The sequence below is a fragment of the Marinobacterium alkalitolerans genome (genome assembly GCF_017776525.1).
Taxonomy (GTDB): domain Bacteria; phylum Pseudomonadota; class Gammaproteobacteria; order Pseudomonadales; family Balneatricaceae; genus Marinobacterium; species Marinobacterium alkalitolerans.
Map to the genome: position 1 here is coordinate 120317 of NZ_JACVEW010000006.1, position 22022 is coordinate 142338.

Below are 22022 nucleotides of genomic sequence, written 5' to 3' on the forward strand. Positions count from 1 at the left end.
ATGACTACTTTTTAATCACTTTACGTGCCAACTCGACTCCGTACTCCGGTGGCGGCATCCCGATTGGCCCCAATACACTGTCCAGCTTGCGATCACGTCCGTACAGATCGGGGTGCAGATAGGCGACGCCCTGCTCATCCACCCAGGCCGTGAGGTACACCAGATAGACCGGGACGGGGGCCTGCAGGGCAATAGGTCGTGTATCGGACTGCGCCAGCGCTTTCTCGACCTGCGCCTGATCCATAAGCGTGCTCACCAGCACATCGATATCCTGCACCCGCACACACCCCGAGCTGTAGGCCCTTGGCATTTCGTCAAACAGCCTTTTCTGTGGCGTGTCATGCAGGAAGATGCTGTAAGGATTGGGCATATCCATCCGCACCCGCCCCAGGCTGTTCAACGGCCCCGGTCGCTGGCGCAGCAACAGGTTGAAGTTGCCGCGAGACAAAGCAGACCAGTCGATACTGTCGATCGCACGCGCTTCCCAGCGCGCCTCGTCACTCCGCTCCAGCACATCGATCTGGTGACTGCTCAGGTAAGCCGAATCCTCCTGCTGTTTGGGCAGCAGATCTTCAACGGCAATGCGGAACGGAACGGTCCAATAGGGATTGAACGTCAGGCGTCGAACACTGGCGGCAAAGGATGGCGTCGGACGTGAGGGACGCCCGGCGATCACGGCGTGACGCCGCTCCAGCTCACCGTCCTTGATCAGGTCCAGGTTGAATGCCGCTGTTCTGACCAGCAGATAACGGCTGCCCAACTGGCGCGGCAGTGCCCGCCAGCGAAACAGGTTGGCCCTTATCTGGCGCAGGCGCTGTTCTCGCCCCTGCAGAATGGCCTGCCGGGTATCCGGCCCAATGATCCCGTCCGCCTGTAACCCGTTTTGACGCTGAATGTGCCGCACCGCTTCAACGACCGGTTCCGAGTAACGCCGGGATGTCCTGTCCACCTGATCCGCATCAAGCCTGGACTGCTGTATCAGCCAATGCACCAGAATGGGGATGGCGTCATGCTGATCACCCGGTCGCAGCAGGCGTTGTGGCAGTATGGGCGGAGGAATGCTGTCCGGAGGCAACTTCAACTCCTGACGATAAAGCTCCACCAGCCGCCAGTACTCCGGCGACTGCGGCAACAATGACTGGAGTATCTCTGCCACCGACTCTCCTCGACGCAGACGTGCCGACAGTGCGGTGGTGTCCAGTACCGGCACCTCGAAATGCCACTGGCTGTCGGCCTGAGCAACCCGGTCACTGCCGGCCAGATCCCGTGCCAGTGCCAGAAACTGCTCAGTAAACCACTGCTCCCGCTCGGACAGTGAAAGCCTGCTGTCCAGCCCGTCCAGAAACGACTGTGCGCCATAGTCCTGCGGCCTTAATCCATGCTCGTAAGACAGCAGCACCCAGGCCTCCAGCTCCTGTTGTGGCACCAGGCGCGGCTCACCCTGAGCGTCAAACCAGACCCGCTCGGCTCCCGTGGCAGAGTAGAAGTCGCTGACCTCCGGCGTCTGGTTCGCGGTTACGGCCGCATCACTTGCGCGGGCGGCTTCCGGCATGGCGTACGCCTGTGCCGGGCCCAGCAGCAGGCCGCAGCAAAGCAGCACGCCCATGACAGCCCTGTCAGTTTTCATCTCGGCCTCCACATCCAGGTTTCATATCCTCACTATAGCCTGTCTGCGGATAGTGCTATCCTCGCCAACAGCACAGGAATGGCAGGCAGTGCCCGGGTCGTTCCGATATCAACCCGATTAATGGAGTTAAGCATGAAAAAATGGATAGGTGCGGGTGTCCTGGCAGCCGCCGCAGGCGCAGGGCTGGCCTGGCAACAGGGATGGCTGGGCTCGACATCGGAGACCTCGATGGCACACTTTGTGCCGGCGGACACGGTCATGTATATCGGCGGCAAGGCCAGCGCCGAACAGGTCGCTCAGTTGCGTGATATGCCCCTGATGGGCCAGTCCCAGCTCCAGATCCAGCAGTTGCTGGCTGAAATGGATAACCTGGGCCGTGACGAAACTCCTCAGGCACGCTTTGCCACTGTGCTGCTGCGTGAGTTCCTGGGCAATGCTACCACCTACGGCAGCACCGTTGCGCACTTTGGACTGGACCCGCTCAAGCCACAGGCCATCTACATGGACGGCCTCATGCCGGTACTGCGTTTCGGCATTCAGGATGAGCAGCAGTTCTGGCGCGTATTTGATCAGGCATCCACCGAGAGTGGCCTGAAGCCGCGCACCCTTACGCTTGAAGGTACCAGCGTCAAGCTCTGGCGTCTGACACAGCCGGGGGACCAGTCACTTGAATTGGCGGTCACCGTGCACGAGGGAATCGCTACTCTGACCGCTTTCCACTTCCTCGATCAGGAAAACGACCAGCTGCAGCGGCTGGCCTTGAAAGCGCCTGACAGGTCTCTGGCCGACAGCGGCGAGCTGGCGCAGCTGAAGACAGACTACGGCTTTGATGACAGCCTGCAGGCCTTCATCCATCTGGAGCGCCTGACACAGGGAATTCTGGATCCGGACAGCATTGGCCTTGGACAGGACCTGAAAGCGCTGCTGCAGGCCCGTGGCAAGCCGCTGCCGACCGAGCGCCTGGATGCGGCATGCCGCGCGGATATCAGCGCACTGGTTGCACAGGTCCCCCGTTTCGTTGCCGGCAATACCGGTGTGAGCACCGACAACGCACTGGCGATGCAAAGCCGTTCCGTACTGGAGCTGACCCATGCAGAGCTGGTGAGCGATCTGCGCAGCCTGCGTGGCCACATTCCCTCGCACAGCGGCAGTACCGACCAGATTCTGGGGCTGGGCATGGGGCTGAATGTGGATAACCTCATTCCCACGGTCACATCCATGGTGCAGCGCTTCAGGGACTACCCGACCGAATGCGCCGAGCTGCAGCAGGCCCAGCGTCAGCTGGCCGGTGCGAACCCGGCCATGCTGGGCATGTTCACCGGCATGATCCAGGGCACGCGCGGCGCCGGTTTCTCGCTGTTTGATCTGGCGATCGACCCGAACACCCTGCAGCCGACCAACCTGGACTTCCTGCTCAGCATCGCCACGGAAAACCCGAACGCACTGCTGGGCATGCTCGCCATGTCACCGATGGGACGCCAGATCCAGATTCCGACCGATGGCAGCCTTGCCGACATCGACCTGTCCCACCTGATACCGGGGCTGAGCCTGAAGGCAGGCATGCAGGGCAAGCATCTGGTCGCCTTCAGTGGCGAACAGGCAGGCAAGGCTGCCGCCGAACTGGAGCAGGAAGCGCTGGACGCCAATGGTCACACTCGCCTGAGCGCCGATTACAACCGGCTGGCCGACCTGATCAGCAATCTGCCTACCCAGGTCGCGGTAGAGCTGGAAAGCGGCACCAGCACTGGCTGCGTGGCACAGGCACAGATTGCCAACATGCTCCGCACTCAAGGTGCCCAGGTACGATATGACCTGGACTTCAGTGAACAGGGCATGGACACCCGGATGGCATTCAGCCTCGACCCGAGCCAGGTACCGCAGGTTGATCCGGTCGGCAGCTGGACGCTGATGGATCAAAGCTATGACTGTCAGGGCGGCGAGCCGATCGGTGTGGAGGAGATCCGCGCCGATGGAACCGGACAGTACCGCTATAACGATGGCCAGTGTGACCTGTACCGGACCAATTACACCTGGACCCAAAGCGGCAACCTGTTCACGCTCACGGCCACTGAAAATGTCAGCCGTGATGACTGCACTCAGGACTGGACCACCGAAGCGCCGGTGAACAGCCAGTGCATTTTGATTCCCTTGGATGAAGGGTTCCGCTGTATCTACAGTGACGAAGACAGCGAAAGCCTGTTCCATTACCGCCCTGCCGGCTGACCGGTTACGGACAGCCATATACGCAAACGCCGGGCATCTGCCCGGCGTTTCTTGTTGAGGGGGTCGCCTGATGGCCTAGATCACTTCGGCCAGATTGCCCTTCTGCTCCAGCCAACGCTTGCGATCTGCCGAGCGTTTTTTCGCCAGCAGCATATCCATGATTTCAAGCGTATCGTCACCGGCATCCAGTGACAGCTGCACCAGCCGGCGCGTATCCGGCGACATGGTGGTTTCACGCAGCTGCAGCGGGTTCATCTCCCCCAGCCCCTTGAAGCGCTGAACCCCGATTTTGGCATTCTTGCGCTCGGCCCGAATCCGCTCGATGATGCCATCTTTCTCACCATCATCCAGTGCGTAATAGACCTCTTTGCCAAAGTCGATGCGGTACAGCGGCGGCATGGCCACATAGATATGACCGGCAGCCACCAGAGGCTTGAAGTGCCGTACGAAGAGTGCGCACAGCAAGGTCGCGATGTGCAGGCCATCCGAATCCGCATCCGCCAGAATACAAATTTTGTTATAGCGCAGGCCGTCCAGCTTGTCGGAACCCGGGTCGACCCCGATAGCCACCGAAATATCATGAATTTCCTGCGAGGCCAGCACCTCTGCCGGATCCACTTCCCAAGAGTTCAGGATCTTGCCGCGCAGGGGCATGATCGCCTGGAACTCACGGTTACGCGCCTGTTTGGCCGAGCCACCGGCGGAATCACCCTCCACCAGAAACAGCTCGGCCTGTCCGGCATCCGCGCCCGAGCAGTCCGCGAGCTTGCCGGGCAAGGCCGGCCCCTGAGTGACTTTCTTGCGCACCACCTTGCGCCCTGCACGCATGCGACGCTGGGCACTGGCGATCACCAGTTCGGCCAGCTTCTCCCCTTCTTCAACGTGCAGGTTGAGCCAGAGTGAAAACGCATCCTTGACCGCCCCGGAAATGAAGGCCGCGACCTGACGCGACGACAGACGCTCCTTGGTCTGGCCGGCAAACTGGGGGTCACGCATCTTGGCGGACAGGATGTAGCAGCAGCGGTCCCAGATATCATCCGGGCTCAGCTTGACACCACGCGGCAGCAGGTTACGAAACTCGCAGAACTCGCGCATGGCTTCCAGCAGCCCCGTGCGCATGCCGTTCACATGGGTACCGCCCTGAGCAGTCGGAATCAGATTGACGTAACTCTCGGCCGTGACTTCACCGCCGTCGGCCAGCCACTGCACGGCCCATTCCACCGCGTCTTCATCCCCCTGCAGGCTCCCGGTAAAGGGCTCCGCCGGCAGTGTTTCATACACCTGGGTAGTACCACGCAGATAGGCCACCAGCCCATCCTCGTAGTACCATTCTTCCTGCTCCTTCTTGCCACTGCTCAGGTCGGTGAAGATCATCTTCAGACCGGGACAGAGCACCGCCTTGGCGCGCAGGTTGTGCTTCAGCCGGGTAACATTGAACTTGGCACTGTCGAAGTACTTGGGGTCCGGCAAAAAGCGCAGGCTGGTACCGGTGTTACGCTTGCCACAGGTGCCGGTCACCTCCAGTTCGGACACCTTTTCGCCATCGGCGAACCCGATGCGGTACACCTGTCCATCGCGCTTGATTTCAACATTGAGCAGCTTGGACAGGGCATTGACGACGGACACCCCCACGCCGTGCAAACCGCCGGAGTAGTTGTAGTTGTCGTTGTTGAACTTGCCCCCGGCATGCAGCTTGGTCAGGATCAGCTCAACCCCGCTGACCCCCTGCTCCGGATGAATATCCACCGGCATGCCGCGCCCGTCATCCGACACGCTGAGCGAGCCGTCATCGTGCAGACATACCTCAATCACGCTGGCATGACCGGCCAGGGCCTCGTCGACCGAGTTGTCGATCACTTCCTGTGCCAGGTGATTGGGACGGTCGGTCTCGGTGTACATGCCCGGCCGGCGACGGACCGGATCCAGGCCACTGAGTACTTCTATCGCTTCGGCGTTGTATTGCTTTGACATCGCGTTATCCTGTTCAGAGAGAGGCCACCGGCAGCGGTATGGGGTCAGGCAGCTCAATTCTGCCCTCCGCAAACGCCTTCACCGCCGGCATCAACGCCTCGAACTGTTCAAATCCATGGCTGCCGCCCGGCTGCACGAACTGCACACTGCCGGCAAACCTGTCGACAGCTTCACGGTAATCCAGCGTTTCATCCGCCGTCTGCACCAGCAGCAGGTACTGCGAAGGATCCTGCAACGTCGGGCAGTCCAGCGCCTTGAGCTGACGCAGGTGTTCTTCGGTCAGCTCGTAGTGTTCCGCGGTATAGAGGTTGGTATTCTCACCCAGCCAGCTTTCCAGTAACCGGTAAGGATACACGGCAGGGTTGATCAGCACAGCCCTGACACCGGGGTTTTGCTCGACCAGCCAGGTACTGTAATACCCGCCCAGTGAGCTGCCAATCAGCGTGACGGGCCCGGCAGCCCGGTCAATTTCGGCCTGCAACTGGTCCACGGCTTCTTGCGGCCAGTGGGACAGCGCCGGCACACGAATCTGCTCAGACAGTCCCTGTGCGTCCATCCAGGCCTCCAGTTGCCGTGCCTTCCAGGACTGGGGCGAACTGTTGAAACCATGGGCGTAGATCAATACCGGCTCAGACATCAACAACAGACTCCTCACACTCGGCGGGCAGATACAGCAGATGGGCATCGATACGCCCATCGTCGTGCAGCTCGTACCAGCGACACCCGGGGGTGGATAAAGCGGTTTGCGTTTCCAGCGTAAAGGTTTCGCACCCGGCGGCAAACTGCACTGCGGTCGAGGGTGCACACCAGAGCGGCCGCCCCGCAAACTGCTGGGCCTGAGCCTGATGCAGGTGGCCACAGATCAGCGCGCGTACCTGTGGGCAGGGTGCGAGCGCTGCCGCCAGTGCATCCGGGTTGCCCAGACGAATGGCATCCTGCCAAAGGCTGCCGGTTGCAGCGGGATTGTGGTGCAGCGCAAGCAGCACGGGCCTGTCATCCAGCTCGGACAGGGTCTGCTGCAGCCAGTCCAGCTCGGCCGACGCCAGCTCCCCGCGCCCGCGCCCGTCCGGGTTGGCGGTGCTGTCCAGTAACAATAGTGTCCAGTGAGCCAGATCGATGCGTTTGGCGCCCAGTTGACCGTCCGGGTCAGCAGCGTGCATGGCCGCCGGTTCATCATGATTGCCCGGCAGCCAATACACCTCGCACCCCAGCGGACGCACCAGCGTCAGCAGACGCCGGTAAGCATCCGGGCCGCCATGATGCACCAGATCACCGGTCAGCAGCAGTGTATCGAAGGGAGGCTGTTTTCGGAGTGAATCGACCAGCGCAGCCAGACGCGCATCGGCATCCTGCCCGCGAAAGAGTGTGCCGGCTTCTGCCGGCAGGTGGCAGTCAGTCAGTTGCAGTACGCGCTGACTCACTCGGCAAACACCTCTTCCAGCAGGCGCCCGTGTGAGAGGCAGTGGCTGAGCCACTCGCCGAGAAACGCATTGAGCTGTGCCTTCTCGTCCGGGTAGCGCATCTCGCGGTTGGGGTAGGCATAAACACCGGACAGCTGCCGGCGCTGTCGTGTGCAGATCACTTCTGCCACGCGGGCATCGTGATAGAGCCGCACGACCAGCCGCGGCGACTCAAGCCAGACCGACTGGTTTTCGTACTGCTGGGACACTACCACGCTGGTGGTGTAGGCAAAGCGCTCATCCACTTCCAGACAAACGCGCGCACGGTGGTTATCCACTTCCACCTGGAATTCACGCTGGTTACAACTGTCCAGATCCGGCAGCAGCTTCAGCAGCCGCAGGTAATTGGACTCCCCCAGCGCCATCTGGCGTTTGAGGTCGGGAACGTATTTACGCTTCATCAGACACCCGCATTGCTTGCAGCCGTCCATGGTTCAGTTCCAGCCACTGCAGCGCGATAATCGCCGCCGCATTCCTGAGCCGGTTTTCGCGGACCAGCGCGAAGGCATCCTGTGCCGCAATCACATGTACCTTGATATCTTCACCTTCGCTGTCAAGGCCGTGCACACCGCCTGCCGCCTGTGCATCGACCAGCGCGCACATCAGGTCAATCCATTCATCACAGCCCCCGGGACTGGGCAGATAGCCGGTGATGGGAAAGACGGGCCCCAGTTCGACGCCAGCCTCTTCCTGGCTCTCACGCCGTGCAACAGCTTCCGCCGACTCGCCCGGCTCAACAATCCCGGCAACCAGCTCCAGCAGCCAGGGACTTTCGGTTTTACCCAGCGCTCCTGCACGGAACTGCTCCACCAGCACAACGGCATCGCGGGCAGGGTCGTACAGCAGTACGCAAACGGCATCGCCCCGGTCCAGAATCTCACGCTGAATTCGCACCCGCCCCCCTTCGAATTTCGGGTGACTCAGGCTCAGGCGATGTAGCCGGAAAAAGCCGTCATACAGAGGCTCATCCTGCTCCAGGCGCACGTCGCGTTCATCAAAAGAGGGCTGCCAGCGTTCGGACATGGGGCTACTCGGATCGCGTTATCGAAAACGCGACTATACCACTAGTCCGGGAGTGCTAAAAACCGAACCAGCTGCGCGGTGGCAGCAGTGAATGCAGGCCGCGCTGAATCGACTGCTGCCATCGGGCCGGCAGGGGGCGGCGTATCTGGGCCGGGCTCAGCTGCGGGCGCGGCAGCACCTCGGGACGGCCCAGCAGGAAGCCCTGCCCCAGCTCGACCCCCAGCGTTTGCAGCACGCGCATCTCCGCCATCTCTTCAATCCCCTCGGCCAACACCTGACACCCAAGGTTGCGACCGATCCGGCTGATGGAGTGGACAAATTCGCGCTTCACCGGATCCTGATGCAGCGCACGCACAAAGTGCTGATCGATCTTCACGTACTCGGGCTGAAGTTCGGACCAGAGCTTGAGGCCGGAATAGCCCGCCCCCAGGTCGTCAATGGCGATCTGAAACCCCATGTTGCGGTAATGCTCTACCGCCGCGCGCGTCAGGCCGTGCTGATCAAACGGATGCTGCTCGGACAGCTCAATCACGATCATGTCGATAGGGATGCCCAGCTGCCGGAGCAGGTCCGCCGTAAAGCCATGCTGGTGATCGGGCGAACTGAGCAGGGAGGCGGTGACGTTCAGAAACAGCTTGCGACCGGGCGAGAAGCGCGCAAACGCCTGCAACGAACACTTGCGGCACAACAGCTCCAGTTCCAGCTGACGTCCCTGTTCAATCGCGCACCGAAACAGATCGGACGGCATCTGCAGGCAGCTGCCCTGAGGCCCGCGAATCAGCGCTTCATGCCCGATCAAGCGCCCATGACGAAGATCGAGAATGGGCTGAAAATGCGGCTGGAGCAGCTCCCGAGATAAAATGCTTTCCAGCTCTTCGCGTTCCGCGCGCTGTTGCTGAGGGTCATTTTTGCAAGGGGCTGACTGCATGCCTGTTTCCACCGTTGATCATTTCAAACGGCGCAAGCCTATGGCATTTCGATGACAGTCCGATGAAAGCCCCTCAGGCAGCCGCCAGTGCTCGCAACTGCTGGATTTCGTCCGCCCAGATTTCCGGCTCGATGGTTTCCAGCACCAGCGGAATGCCCTCGAACCGGCTGTCCTGCATGATGTACTCAAAGGGTGCCCAGCCGATTTCGCCCTGCCCCAGGCTATGATGCCGGTCAATACGACTTTCCAGAGCGCCCTTGGAGTCGTTCAGATGCATGCCTCGCAGAAACTCGAAACCGACAATACGCTCGAACTCGGCAAAGGTGGCGTCGCAGGCTTCGTGGCTGCGCAGGTCATAGCCTGCCGCAAAGGTATGACAGGTATCCAGGCATACGCCCACACGTGTCTGGTCGTCCACCTGCTCAATGATCTGAGCCAATTGTTCAAACCTGAACCCCAGATTGGAGCCCTGGCCGGCGGTATTTTCGATCACGGCCACCACGTTGTCTGTTTCTGCCAGCGCCTGATTGATCGACTCGGCGATGGTGCTCAGGCAGGTGGCCTCATCCACCTTGCGCAGATGGCTGCCGGGGTGAAAGTTGAGCAGTTTCAGGCCAAGCTGTTCACAGCGCTGCATTTCGTCCAGAAACGCCCTGCGCGACTTGTCCAGCGCCTCTGCCTCCGGGTGCCCCAGATTGATCAGGTAACTGTCATGGGGCAGGATCTGGTCAGCACTGAAGCCCAGCCGTTCGCAGTTGGCCTTGAACGCCTTGATGCTTTTGCTGGTCAGCGGCTTGGCGTCCCAGCGACGCTGGTTCTTGGTGAACAGGGCAAAGGCATTGGCCCCGATTCTGGCCGCATTCAACGGGGCGTTTTCCACCCCGCCCGCAGCGCTCACATGGGCACCGATAAAGTACATCTGTAACCTGACTCTCTTACAATCATGAGTGACTGGAAATTGTGCGAGCGGCTTCCGGGCAAGGCGCACAGCGCGCAGGAACCGGAGTGTATGCCGTATACATGAGGATTCCGAGCACTCTGTGCAACACAGCACGGGTGTCGCGCAGCCGATTTCCCCTTAAAGCTTGCAGGCACCGCCCAGACAATCATCAAAATCCATCGACGCCAGCTCTTCCTTCTCGGCATGCTGGGTCTTGATGCGGGCCAGCAGGTCCGCTTCCACCTGATCATCACTGCTGCCGGCACGCTCAAACACGTTCAGCAGTGCGGTCAGCTCTTCCAGCGTCAGTTCATGCATGGGGTACTCCTCGGGCGCGTTGGCCACTGTGGTTTGAGGTCAAAAACAAGGCGCGTATCCTAGCCTAACCCGAAACGAAACGACACCGCTATGCGGTGGTCGAGCGTCAGCCTTCAGCGCCGATCCAGTCCACCATTAGTTGCAGGCTGCGCTGGCCGCGGAATTCGTTCACGTCGAGCCGATAGACCAGGCGTACCCGTTGTACCGACTCGTCCGGCCAGACCAGCGTATCCACGTTGAACGCGATTGCATCCAGCGCCAGCGTGCCGCCTTCGGGCATCACGACCAGCTTGAGGTGGCGCTGCCCCACGATTCGCTGCTGCAGCAGGTGGAAGCGGCCTTCAAACAGGGGTTCCGGGAACTGATGTCCCCAGGGGCCCGCATCGCGCAGTGCTTCTGCCAGCTCCATGCTGAACGCCGCCTCCGGCAAAATACCATCGGTCAGGATACGCTGAGTCAGATCTTCCGGCTGCAACTGCCGCCGCACTTCCGCATCGAAGGCCGTACTGAAGGCAGACAGATCTTCCGCCGCGATCGTCAGTCCCGCTGCCATGGCGTGCCCGCCAAATTTTTTCAGCAGCCCCGGATGTTTGGCTGCCACGGCGTCGAGGCCATCCCGGATATGAAAACCGTTGATCGAACGGGCCGATCCCTTGATCTCACCTTCGTCCCCCGGCGCAAAGGCGATCACGGGACGGTGCACCCGCTCCTTGATACGTGAGGCGAGAATACCGATCACGCCCTGATGCCAGTATTCGTCATAGAGGCAGAGACCAAACGGCAGCTCACGATCATTCAGACTGAGCTGTCCCAACAGCTCAAGTGCCTGCTGCTGCATCTCCTGCTCAATCCCTCGGCGCTCACGGTTGAGATCATCCAGTGAGCGTGCCATCTCCAGTGCCCGGTCATAATTCTCTTCCAGCAGACATTCGATGCCGATCGACATGTCTTCCAGGCGCCCGGCCGCATTCAGGCGCGGGGCGATGGCGAATCCCAGATCGCTGGCCACGATGCGATCCCGACGACGACCGGACACTTCGATCAGTGCCAGCAGCCCCGGGTGGGCCTGACCGGCACGGATACGCTGCAGTCCCTGCCAGACCAGTGCACGATTATTGCGTTCCAGCGGCACCACGTCCGCCACCGTGCCCAGTGCGACCAGGTCCAGCAGGGTCGCCAGATTCGGCGGATGGCCATTGAACCAGCCCTGCTCATTGAGCGCCCGGCGCAGGGCAATGAGTACATAGAAAATGACGCCCACACCACAGGTCGACTTGGCCACGAAGTCACAGCCGGGCTGATTCGGATTGACGATGGCGCAGGCATCGGGCAGTTCTGCCCCGGCGAGGTGGTGATCGGTCACGATCACGTCAATGCCCAGCTCGCGGGCACGGGCGACGCCTTCAATACTGGAAATGCCGTTATCCACCGTGATCACCAGATCCGGCTGTCCCTGCGCCGCAACCTCCACGATTTCAGGGCTCAGACCATAGCCATACTCGAACCGGTTGGGCACCAGGTAATCGACCTGAGCGGCGCCCAGCATCCGCAGCCCCAGCAGTGCAACGGTCGTACTGGTGGCACCGTCACAGTCAAAATCGCCCACGATCAGGATCTTTTCGCGCTGCTCAAGCGCCCGAACCAGCCTTGTAACAGCGGCATCGACCCCTTTCATGTGGGTGTCGGGCAGCAGTTCCTGCAGCCGCCGTCCAAGCTGGGTCAGGTCCTCGATGCCACGAGCCGCATAGACACGTGCCAGCACGGGTTCGAGGTCGGCAAGGCCGGGGTGTGCAGGGTCGACCAGTAGTGGCCGCTGCTCGATAATCGGATTGGAAGCGCTCATACAACAGGTCCGGCGGGTCAACAGGGGATGTGTTCAGGGCGTTGCGCCCGGGGTACGGACCGGCGAACGCCGGCCCGTACTCTGGCTCAGGGAGCCGATACCTCAGCCGCGATGGGCGTTGGTCGCAATGTAGCTCTGTACGCTGGACAGATCGTTGGCCAGCACTTCGTAGCGCTCTTCACGCTCGAACAGGTCTGTCATGTGGGCCGGCAGCTGGGGGGATTCCAGACCAGCCTTCACGACGGGCTCCGGGAACTTGACCGGGTGGGCCGTGGCCAGCGTGATCATCGGCACCGACTTGTCGCGCCAGCATTCGCGCGCGGCCTTGACGCCGATGGCGGTATGCGGATCCAGCAGGTAGCCGGTTTCCGCATGCACGTCCTTGATCACCTCACAGGTGGTGTCGTCATCCACGGCATGGCTGTCGAACAGTTCGCGCACTTTCTCCCAGCGAGCCGGATCCAGCTGTACCGATTCGGTCTTGAAGCGGGCCATCAGGTCGTTGATGGCAGCGCCGTCACGTCCATATACGTCGAACAGCAGGCGCTCGAAGTTGGAGCTGACCATGATGTCCATCGACGGTGACAGGGTATGCACCAGATCGCCCTTGGACATGTCGTTGCCGCTGATAACGCGGTGCAGGATGTCGTTGCGGTTGGTGGCGACCACCAGCTGCTCGATCGGCAGACCCATCTGCTTGGCCAGGTAACCGGCGAAGATGTCGCCGAAGTTGCCGGTAGGCACGGAGAAGGAGACCGGACGGTGCGGGCCGCCCACCGCCAGTGAGGCGGAGAAATAGTAGACGATCTGAGCCATGATGCGGGCCCAGTTGATCGAGTTGACGGCACCGAGCTTGAGGCCACTGAGGAAGCCCTGATCGGCAAAGCTGTCCTTGACCATCTGCTGGCAGTCATCAAAGTTGCCTTCCAGCGCAATGTTGAACACATTGTCTTCCAGAATGGTGGTCATCTGGCGGCGCTGTACTTCGGACACACGCTGGTACGGATGCAGAATAAAGATATCCAGATGTTCTGAGTGACGGCAGCCTTCGATGGCGGCAGAACCGGTATCACCGGAAGTGGCACCCATGATCACCAGACGCTCGCCCCGCTCGGCCAGCACATGATCCATCAGACGACCCAGCAGCTGCAGGGCAAAGTCCTTGAATGCCAGTGTGGGGCCATGGAACAGTTCCAGCACCCATTCGTTGGTGCCCAGCTCTTTCAGCGGCGCCACCGCGCTGTGGTTAAAGCCTTCGTAGGTTTCATCCACCATGCGCTTGAGGTCGGCATCGCTGATGCAGTCATCCACAAACGGCTTGATCACCTTGAACGCCAGCTCGGCATAGGACAGACCTGCCCAGGACGCGATCTCTTCCTGTGAAAAGGTCGGCAGCTCTTCCGGCACGTAGAGACCGCCGTCACTGGCCAGACCGGCCAGCAGCACGTCGGCAAATTTCAGTTTCGGCGCCTGGCCGCGAGTAGAGATGTAGTTCATTCCTGTTTTCCTCAATCAGCCAGCAGCTCGACACGGATGCGGACGATTTCGCCCAGAATGTCCGGCAGCGCTTCGATCTCGCGGATCGCTTCGTTCATCATGCGCTCTTCCACACGCTGGGTCAGCATGATGACCGGCACCTGTGCTTCGGTGGTCTGTTTCTGGATGATCGCTTCAATGTTGATGCCTTTTTCACCCAGAATGCGCGTCACGTGAGCCAGCACGCCCGGGCGCTCAACCGCCTGCAGACGCAGGTAGTAGGCACTGGTGGTTTCCTCGACCGGCAGCACCGGCGCATCGGACAGCGCGGACGGTTGGAACGCCAGGTGCGGTACACGGTTATCACGGTCGGCCGTGAGGGTGCGCACCACATCCACGATATCGGCCACAACGGCAGACGCGGTCGCTTCGGCACCGGCACCCGGTCCGTAATACATGGTCTGACCAACGGCGTCGCCGTCAGCCAGGATTGCGTTCATGACGCCGTTCACATTGGCCAGCAGCACATCCTTGGGGATGAGGGTGGGGTGTACACGCAGCTCGATGCCCTTGTCGGTGCGACGGGTAATACCCAGGTGCTTGACGCGATAGCCCAGCTCTTCCGCATACTGGATATCATGCGGGGTAATCTTGCTGATACCCTCGGTATACGCCTTGCTGAACTGCAACGGGATACCGAACGCCAGTGACGACAGGATGGTCAGCTTGTGCGCTGCGTCGATGCCTTCCACGTCGAAGGTGGGGTCTGCTTCCGCATAGCCCAGCGCCTGAGCTTCCTGCAATACGTCGGCAAACTCACGACCCTTCTCACGCATTTCGGTCATGATGAAGTTGCCGGTACCGTTGATGATACCCGCCAGCCAGTTGATCTGGTTGGCTGCCAGGCCTTCGCGAATCGCCTTGATGATGGGAATGCCACCGGCTACGGAGGCTTCAAACGCCACCATGACGTTCTTTTCCTGCGCGGCTTCAAAGATTTCGTTGCCGTGTACGGCGATCAAGGCCTTGTTGGCGGTGACAACATGCTTGCCGTTCTCGATCGCGGTCATGACCAGATCGCGCGCGGTTTCATAACCGCCGATCAGCTCCACCACGATGTCGATTTCAGGATTTGTGGCAACCTCGAAAACATCCGCAGTTGTCTGCATGCCGCTGATATCACAGTTCGGGTTTTCGCTGCGCATACCGATCTGTTCAATCACGATATGGCGTCCGGCACGACGGGAAATTTCTTCAGCATTACGTGTCAGGACATTGAATGTACCGCCACCGACGGTACCCAAACCACAGATCCCTACTTTTACAGGTTTCAAGCCACACCTCGCAGAATGTTCGGTCAGAGAGTGTCACCGCCGACAGGCGGTCAAAAAATGGTCTCCATTATAGCGAAAAGGCGGGTCATGCACTACGCATGCCCGCCCCGGATATCGCCGGATCAGCCGATCAATTCAGTCCAAGCACCTGCTTCAGGCGCTCAGCCGGCACATAGCCGGGCAGCAGACGACCGTCTTCCAGTACCAGTGCCGGCGTACCGGTCACGCCCAGTTTCTGGCCCAGTGCAAACTGTTCCATGACCGGGGAGTCGCACTGTTCTTCATCCACGCGCCCACCGCTCTTGGCCTCGTCCATCCGTTCGCGACGCTCCTCTGCATCGCCACACCAGATACTGGTCATGGTGGTATAGGCACGGGAGCCCATGCCACCGCGCGGGAATGCCAGATAGTTGACCTGTACCCCCATCTCGTTGAGTGCCGGCACCTCTTCATGCAGCTTGCGGCAGTAGGGGCAATCCACGTCGGTGAAGACATGCACGGTGGCCTGCACCGCGCCGTCCGGGCGGTACACCACCATATCTTCTTCCGACAGTGCCTGCATGGCCACAGCTCGGGCCTGCGCACGTTTGGCTTCAGTCAGGTTGACCAGCCCCTTGCCGGCGTCAATCTGATACAGCTGACCCGCCAGGATATACTCGCCCTTGGCATCGGCATACAGCACCTCACCACTGTTCAGCGTCACCTCATAGAGCCCCTTCATGGGAGCCGGCTCGATCGAGCTCACCTCAAAGCGACTGTCCACGCGGCTCAGTTGCTGCTTGATATTGTCTTCAGCGGTATCAGCCGCCCAGGCCGAGCTGGTCATTGCCAGCATCAAGGCCGACGTCAGGGTCAGAGATCGCATGCGTGCCTCTTTCGGTCGATTGAATGTGATTGTTGGAGTGCAGCGGCGCGGAATGGTTCCTAGCCCCGGGGATGATGCTCCCGGTGCAGGCTTTGCAGCCGCTGATCTGCCACATGGGTGTAGATCTGTGTCGTCGACAGGTCACTGTGCCCCAGCAGCATCTGCACCACCCGCAGGTCCGCACCATGATTGACCAGGTGGGTCGCAAATGCATGCCTCAGCACATGTGGCGAGAGCGGCTTGTCGATGCCCGCTTCCACGGCATAACGGCGAATACGATACCAGAAAGCCTGCCGCGTCATCATCTGTCCGCGCTGACTCAGAAACAGTGCCTCTTCACGCTCGTGCCGCACCAGTTCCGGTCGCGATTGTTTCAAATAAGACTGCAGCCAGCGAAGGGCTTCATCACCGACCGGGACCAGTCGTTCCTTGTCACCCTTGCCCAGCACCCGAATCACGCCCAGCCGCGTATTCAGCTGTTCGAGCTGCAAGGAGACCAGTTCACTGATACGCAGCCCCGAAGCATAGAGCAACTCGAGCATGGCACGATCGCGCAGCCCCAGCACATCCCGGGCATCCGGAGTGGCCAGCAGACGCTCCACCTCAGCTTCACTCAGAGTTTTCGGCAGAGGACGCGCCAGGCGCGGGTTATCCAGATTCAGCGTGGGATCTTCATCCAGATAGCGCTCACGCAGGAGAAAGCGATAAAAGCCGCGCAGACAGGAAAGGAGCCGGGAGGTTGAGCTGCTCTTGAGTTGCTGTTCCAGGCGCCAGTGCAGATACGACTGCAGCTGGGCTCGCCCGGCACTCAACAGCGTGTGTTCACGCTGATTCAGCCAAAGCGCGTATTGCCAGAGGTCACGCTGATAGGAAGCACGCGAGTTGTCACTCAGCCCCTTTTCGAGCCAGAGGCTGTTGAGCCACAGCTCAACCAATTGTTGATCGGCGGCTGAAGGAGGCTGGCGCGTCTTGCGACCATCCACACTCAACGATAAACCTCAACCTGCTGAATACGTTCATATTCCAGCGGATATTCCGCCACACCCTGGGCCATGCGCTGTGACACGCGAATACCCTTGTCATCGACCGCTACCAGCGTACCGGCCACGTCACGTCCAAAGTAGGTGAAAATACGAACCCGGGCACCCAGGTAGTTGCCCAGTTGCGCCTTGTCTGTCTGTTTGTACCCCTTGGGTGCAGGTGCTGCAGCCGCTTCGGCCTGAGAGTCGGCTGCCGATGCGTTGGCCGGTGCGTCCGATCCCACGCTCTCGGCCGCTGTCTCGGCCTGCGAAGCCATTTCGGTTTCCGTGGCTGTCTCGGCAGTATCGGACTCATCGGTACGGGCAACAGCCGTGCCACTGCCGGCCTGTGCTACCGACGTAAACAGCGCCATCCAGTCCACGTTATCCAGCGGCAGAGGCTTGCCATTCACCAGCACATTGGGGTTCGCCTTTTCGATCAGGTATACCGGGTCCTGCGCCATCATCATCTCACCGGCACCAAAGCCTCCAATGGGGTTCAGTGCCAGCGTCAAACGTGCGCCCTCCTGCTGCAGGTCCGCATAGGCCTGACGCCAGCTCTCGGGAATGTTGATACCATTATTGTCCAGCCAGGCGTTATACAGACGCTGGTGTTCACTGCGGTACTCACCGGGTTTACTGTCCGCTTGGCGCGCACAGTAGGCCGCCAAACGCTTGTTGTAACCCTTGTCGGTATAGTTGAGTTCGAATTTTTCGAGACGCGCGGTGCCGGTTGCCTGCATGGGGTTGCGCAGCTGATCGGGATCCGCGCTCATGCGCATCTCGAACTGCAGTTCGGCCAGCCCCTCGACATCGGCAAGGATGGAAAAGTTGAGCTTGCGTGCCTGCTGGTCACCGCTGTACTGCATGTCGATATCAGTCACCAGTGAGCGGTAGCCCATGCTCTTCATGGTGTTGATATCCAGCTGGCGCACATCACCACACCCCAGCGCGGACGGGCTCACATGCAGGGGGTCCGCTTCGCGCTGCAGATCGAACTGCTCCTGCATCGACTTCATCAGGCCGGTATCCATGCCCTGCTCCAGCTGGCGGACCTGAATATTCAGTGACTTGGGCGGCTCGTCACCACCGGTTATCCAGTACAGCGGATTGTCCGGGCGTACGCGAACCGATGTGGCCGTGAAGGGTTCATACTCACCGGATGGCAGAACTTCCAACTGGTCAACGCCAATGGTGCCATCGGGGTGTGCGTAGATGGATTGATAGCGGATATCGGCAAAGGGGGCTGCCTTCTCAACCAGCTCGTCCATGCCGGATTTGACCTTGTACCAGTAAAACCCGTAAGTCCCTGCTACCAGCAGTACCAGTACAGCAAGCAGAGTTCCAAGCCTGCGCATGCAACACCTCATCCCGTTCAGTCGCTCAAATCATGATTCTAGGAGCACCCGATTCAAATAGCGAGGGGACAGGTCAATAAAAAAGGCAGCCCTTGGGCTGCCTTTCCTGCTTGAGCACCGAGCGGTGCTTAGCCGAGTTTTTCCTTGATACGTGCAGACTTGCCGCTGCGCTCGCGCAGGTAGTACAGCTTGGCCTGACGTACGTCACCGCGACGCTTCACAGAGATCTGCTCAACAGTCGGGCTATAAGTCTGGAAAGTACGCTCAACGCCCACACCGTGGGAGATCTTGCGTACGGTGAAAGCAGAGTTCAGGCCGCGGTTACGCTTGCCCAGAACAACGCCTTCAAACGCCTGCAGACGGCTGCGGTTGCCCTCTACAACACGTACCTGTACGACAACGGTATCGCCCGGTGCAAAGGCCGGGACTTCTTTGCTCATCTGTTCAGCTTCAATCTGCTGAATAATAGCGCTCTTGTTGCTCATTGCTTGCTCCTAGATTTTGCCTCCGCCGGCCGCCCGGGCCTCGCGGATATATTCGCTTAACAACGTCTGCTGTTCCGAGTTCAGTTCAATCTTTTCAAGCAGGTCCGGCCTGCGCTCCCAGGTACGCCCCAGTTGCTGCTTCAGGCGCCAGCGACGAATCTCCGCATGATTGCCACTGAGCAACACCGGCGGCACCGACTGGCCATCCAGTTCCTCTGGTCGCGTATAGTGCGGACAGTCGAGCAGACCTTCAAAGAAGGAGTCCTCGACCGCCGATCCCTGATGCCCCAGTACACCGGGAACCATTCGGGAAACGGCATCCACCATCACCATGGCCGGCAATTCACCTCCGCTGAGGACGAAGTCTCCAAGAGACCACTCCTCATCCACTTCACTCTGCAGCAGGCGTTCGTCAATACCTTCATAACGCCCAGCCACGAGTATCAGCTTGTCGCAGGCTGCCAGTTCGCTCACACCGGCCTGATCAAGGCGTCGCCCCTGAGGTGACAGATAAATCACCCGGGCGCCTTCACCGGCGGCGGCTCTGGCCGCGTGAATTGCATCCCGCAACGGCTGTACCTTCATCAACATGCCGGGGCCACCGCCATAAGGGCGATCATCCACGGTGCGATGGCGGTCATGCGTAAAGTCGCGGGGGTTCCAGCACTCTACGCTGACCAGTCCGTTGCGTACGGCCCTTCCGGTGACGCCGTAGCGGGTTACCGCGTCGAACATCTCCGGAAAAAGGCTGACAATTCCGAACCACATGACTCAGAAATCAGGGTCCCAGTCGACCCGCATGCGCCCTGAGTCAAGATCAACTTCTTTCACCACCTGATCCGGCAGCCAGGGAATCAACCGCTGTTGGCGATCGATACTCTCGGCTGTCCCTTTTACCACCAGCACGTCATTGGCACCGGTTTCCATCAGGTGGCTCACCCGTCCCAGCAATACGCCGGATTCGGTGTAAACCAACAGGTTTTCCAGCTGGCTCCAGTAATACTCACCGGTCTCCAGTGCCGGCAGCTCGGACGAGTGCACCTTGATTTCGCGCCCGTTCCACAGCCGTGCCTCCTCTGGAGTATTCACACCGGCCAATTTGGCGATCAGACCTTTCCCATGGCGCTTGCCAGCTTCCAGTTTGACTGACGTCAGACGCCCGTCGCACTCCACCTGCCATGAGCTGTAGTTCAGTATGTTCTCCATCGGATCGGTGTAGGAATAGACCTTGATCCACCCCTTGATACCGTATGGAGACGTGAAACGACCCAGTACTACCAGATCTTCGGCGTTATCACTGCTGACTGACACGGTCTGAATCCGACCTTACTCTGCTGCCTTGCGTGCTTCTTTGAGCAGCTGAGCAACACGCTCAGATGTCTGAGCACCCTTGCCAACCCAGTAGTCGACACGTTCCAGGTTTACGCGCAGGCGCTCTTCCTGACCACGAGCAACCGGGTTGAAGAAGCCAACACGCTCAATAAAGCGGCCGTCGCGCGCATTACGCGAATCAGCTACTGAGATGTGATAGAAAGGACGCTTTTTAGCGCCACCGCGAGACAAACGAATAGTGACCATGCGCTGGACCCCTTTATTTCGCTGGATGGGTTTTGAGATCGCCCATCATTAGTGTTTCTTCGTTTCCCCAGCCAAACTGCCCAGATAAACGAAGGCCAAATTAAATAGGGCGGCAATTTTACGTGAAATAGCCGCCCTTTAAAAGCAAAAAGATCAGTTTTTAAACACCCTTGAGGGCATTACATGCGCGGGAAGCCGCCGCCTCCGCCCATGCCCGGCGGCATCATGCCTTTCATGCCACGCGCCAGTTTGGCCATGCCGGACTTGGAACCGAATTTCTTCATCATCTTGGCCATCTGCTTGTGCTGTTTCAACAAGCGATTCACATCCTGCACCTGGGTGCCGGAGCCCATGGCGATACGGCGCTTGCGCGAACCGTTGATCACGTCCGGATGACGGCGCTCGTGCGGTGTCATGGAATTGATGATGGTGCACATCTGCTGGATGCCCTTCTCCGCCTGCGCGGCCTGAGCAGCCTGGGCCATCTGCCCCATGCCCGGCAGTTTTTCCAGCATGGACATCATACCGCCCATGTTCTGCATCTGCTGGATCTGCTCACGGAAGTCTTCCAGATCAAAGCCCTTGCCCTTGGTAACCTTCTTGGCAAACTTTTCGGCTTTCTGCTTGTCGATCTTGTGCTCGGCTTCCTCGATCAGGGACAGCACATCGCCCATACCGAGGATGCGCGAGGCCACGCGATCGGGATGGAAGGGCTCCAGTGCGTCGGACTTTTCCCCGATACCCAGGAACTTGATCGGCTTGCCGGTGATATGACGCACCGACAGGGCCGCACCGCCACGGGCATCACCATCGGTCTTGGTCAGAATCACGCCGGTCAGCGGCAGCACGTCGTTGAAGGCGCGTGCGGTATTGGCTGCGTCCTGACCGGTCATGGCGTCAACCACGAACAGGGTTTCAACCGGGTTGACCGCCCCGTGCAGGCGCTTGATTTCGTCCATCATGTCGTTATCGACATGGAGGCGACCCGCAGTATCGATGATCAGAACATCAAATGCCTGAATGCGGGCATGATGGATCGCACGTTCGGCAATATCGACCGGGTCTTCGTCGGCACTGGACGGGAAGAACTCGACGCCCACTTCACCGGCGAGGGTTTCCAGCTGGCGGATCGCCGCCGGGCGATACACGTCCGCGGAAACAACCAGTACCTTTTTCTTCTTGCGCTCTTTGAGGAAACGGGACAGCTTGGCAACGGAGGTGGTTTTACCGGCCCCCTGAAGGCCTGCCATCATCAGGACCGCTGGCGGCTGTGTGGCCAGGTCCAGCTCGGCATTCGCCTCGCCCATGACCCGAACCAGTTCTTCGTTGACGATCTTGACGAACACCTGTCCGGGGCTGAGGCTCTTGCTGACTTCCTGCCCTACGGCGCGTTCCTTGACGCTGTTGATGAACTCCTTGACCACCGGCAGCGCCACGTCCGCTTCCAGCAACGCCATCCGCACCTCACGCAGGGTGCCCTTGATGTTGTCTTCGGTCAGTTTTGCCTGACCGGTCACGCTGCGCAGCGTTTGCGTTAACCGTTCTGTCAGATTATCAAACATCGAATACCTCTA

The 22022-nt window shown here is 60.0% G+C and carries 21 protein-coding genes; 1 reads left to right on the forward strand and 20 read right to left on the reverse strand.

From position 1 onward, the window contains the following. Window positions 1-4 precede the first annotated feature (4 nt). Window positions 5-1627: a L,D-transpeptidase family protein gene (locus H9C73_RS05600; RefSeq protein ID WP_209286815.1), complete on the reverse strand. Its 1623-nt coding sequence runs from the start codon at window positions 1625-1627 to the stop codon at window positions 5-7. A 132-nt stretch (window positions 1628-1759) separates the two neighbouring features. Here H9C73_RS05600 and H9C73_RS05605 point away from each other — a divergent pair, with 132 nt between their 5' ends. Beyond that, window positions 1760-3850 carry a lipocalin-like domain-containing protein gene (locus tag H9C73_RS05605; RefSeq protein WP_209286816.1) on the forward strand — a complete coding sequence of 697 codons (2091 nt, stop codon included), beginning with the start codon at window positions 1760-1762 and terminating at the stop codon, window positions 3848-3850. A 75-nt stretch (window positions 3851-3925) separates the two neighbouring features. On the opposite strand, the gene parE is transcribed toward H9C73_RS05605, so the two are convergent. From parE to ffh, 19 genes are all read right to left on the reverse strand, one after another. Then, a complete protein-coding gene (parE, locus tag H9C73_RS05610) occupies window positions 3926-5821 on the reverse strand; it encodes a DNA topoisomerase IV subunit B (protein ID WP_209286817.1) in 1896 nt (631 codons plus the stop codon). A 13-nt stretch (window positions 5822-5834) separates the two neighbouring features. Then, window positions 5835-6458 (reverse strand): YqiA/YcfP family alpha/beta fold hydrolase, encoded by a 624-nt coding sequence (locus H9C73_RS05615; protein ID WP_209286818.1) that lies wholly within the window; start codon window positions 6456-6458, stop codon window positions 5835-5837. Then, window positions 6451-7242, reverse strand: a complete 792-nt coding sequence (locus tag H9C73_RS05620) for a metallophosphoesterase (RefSeq protein WP_209286819.1) — start codon at window positions 7240-7242, stop codon at window positions 6451-6453. The genes H9C73_RS05615 and H9C73_RS05620 overlap by 8 nt, the downstream gene beginning before the upstream one ends. After that, a complete protein-coding gene (locus H9C73_RS05625) occupies window positions 7239-7682 on the reverse strand; it encodes a DUF1249 domain-containing protein (protein WP_209286820.1) in 444 nt (147 codons plus the stop codon). Before H9C73_RS05625 ends, H9C73_RS05620 begins: the two co-directional genes overlap by 4 nt. Next, window positions 7672-8304 (reverse strand): NUDIX domain-containing protein, encoded by a 633-nt coding sequence (locus H9C73_RS05630; RefSeq protein ID WP_209286821.1) that lies wholly within the window; start codon window positions 8302-8304, stop codon window positions 7672-7674. Before H9C73_RS05630 ends, H9C73_RS05625 begins: the two co-directional genes overlap by 11 nt. A 55-nt stretch (window positions 8305-8359) precedes the next feature. Continuing rightward, window positions 8360-9232 (reverse strand): EAL domain-containing protein, encoded by an 873-nt coding sequence (locus H9C73_RS05635; RefSeq protein ID WP_209286822.1) that lies wholly within the window; start codon window positions 9230-9232, stop codon window positions 8360-8362. Between the two features lie 73 nt (window positions 9233-9305). Further along, entirely contained in the window at window positions 9306-10151 is an 846-nt protein-coding gene (gene nfo / locus H9C73_RS05640) for a deoxyribonuclease IV (RefSeq protein WP_209286823.1), read from the reverse strand. A 159-nt stretch (window positions 10152-10310) separates the two neighbouring features. After that, window positions 10311-10490, reverse strand: a complete 180-nt coding sequence (locus tag H9C73_RS05645) for a hypothetical protein (protein ID WP_209286824.1) — start codon at window positions 10488-10490, stop codon at window positions 10311-10313. 106 nt (window positions 10491-10596) lie between these two features. Continuing rightward, window positions 10597-12333 (reverse strand): single-stranded-DNA-specific exonuclease RecJ, encoded by a 1737-nt coding sequence (gene recJ, locus H9C73_RS05650; protein WP_209286825.1) that lies wholly within the window; start codon window positions 12331-12333, stop codon window positions 10597-10599. 102 nt (window positions 12334-12435) lie between these two features. After that, window positions 12436-13830, reverse strand: coding sequence for a threonine synthase (gene thrC / locus H9C73_RS05655; RefSeq protein ID WP_209286826.1), 1395 nt, complete (start codon window positions 13828-13830; stop codon window positions 12436-12438). An 11-nt stretch (window positions 13831-13841) separates the two neighbouring features. After that, complete coding sequence (locus H9C73_RS05660) at window positions 13842-15143, reverse strand: homoserine dehydrogenase (RefSeq protein WP_209286827.1); 1302 nt, start codon at window positions 15141-15143, stop codon at window positions 13842-13844. A gap of 130 nt (window positions 15144-15273) precedes the next feature. Next, the gene (locus H9C73_RS05665) at window positions 15274-16008 is read right to left on the reverse strand and encodes a DsbC family protein (protein ID WP_209286828.1); all 735 of its coding nucleotides are present in this window, start codon (window positions 16006-16008) and stop codon (window positions 15274-15276) included. 59 nt (window positions 16009-16067) lie between these two features. Next, on the reverse strand, window positions 16068-16997 hold the full coding sequence (gene xerD / locus H9C73_RS05670; protein ID WP_209286829.1) for a site-specific tyrosine recombinase XerD: 930 nt from the start codon (window positions 16995-16997) through the stop codon (window positions 16068-16070). After that, window positions 16994-18385, reverse strand: coding sequence for a hypothetical protein (locus H9C73_RS05675; RefSeq protein WP_209286830.1), 1392 nt, complete (start codon window positions 18383-18385; stop codon window positions 16994-16996). Before H9C73_RS05675 ends, xerD begins: the two co-directional genes overlap by 4 nt. Window positions 18386-18513: 128 nt before the next feature. Further along, window positions 18514-18870, reverse strand: a complete 357-nt coding sequence (gene rplS / locus H9C73_RS05680) for a 50S ribosomal protein L19 (protein ID WP_209286831.1) — start codon at window positions 18868-18870, stop codon at window positions 18514-18516. Between the two features lie 9 nt (window positions 18871-18879). After that, on the reverse strand, window positions 18880-19638 hold the full coding sequence (trmD, locus tag H9C73_RS05685; protein ID WP_209286832.1) for a tRNA (guanosine(37)-N1)-methyltransferase TrmD: 759 nt from the start codon (window positions 19636-19638) through the stop codon (window positions 18880-18882). A 3-nt stretch (window positions 19639-19641) separates the two neighbouring features. Beyond that, the gene (gene rimM, locus H9C73_RS05690; protein WP_209286833.1) at window positions 19642-20181 is read right to left on the reverse strand and encodes a ribosome maturation factor RimM; all 540 of its coding nucleotides are present in this window, start codon (window positions 20179-20181) and stop codon (window positions 19642-19644) included. A 15-nt stretch (window positions 20182-20196) separates the two neighbouring features. Further along, window positions 20197-20448 carry a 30S ribosomal protein S16 gene (gene rpsP / locus H9C73_RS05695; RefSeq protein ID WP_209286834.1) on the reverse strand — a complete coding sequence of 84 codons (252 nt, stop codon included), beginning with the start codon at window positions 20446-20448 and terminating at the stop codon, window positions 20197-20199. 179 nt (window positions 20449-20627) lie between these two features. Next, window positions 20628-22010 carry a signal recognition particle protein gene (gene ffh, locus H9C73_RS05700; protein ID WP_209286835.1) on the reverse strand — a complete coding sequence of 461 codons (1383 nt, stop codon included), beginning with the start codon at window positions 22008-22010 and terminating at the stop codon, window positions 20628-20630. Between the last annotated feature and the right edge of the window lie 12 nt (window positions 22011-22022).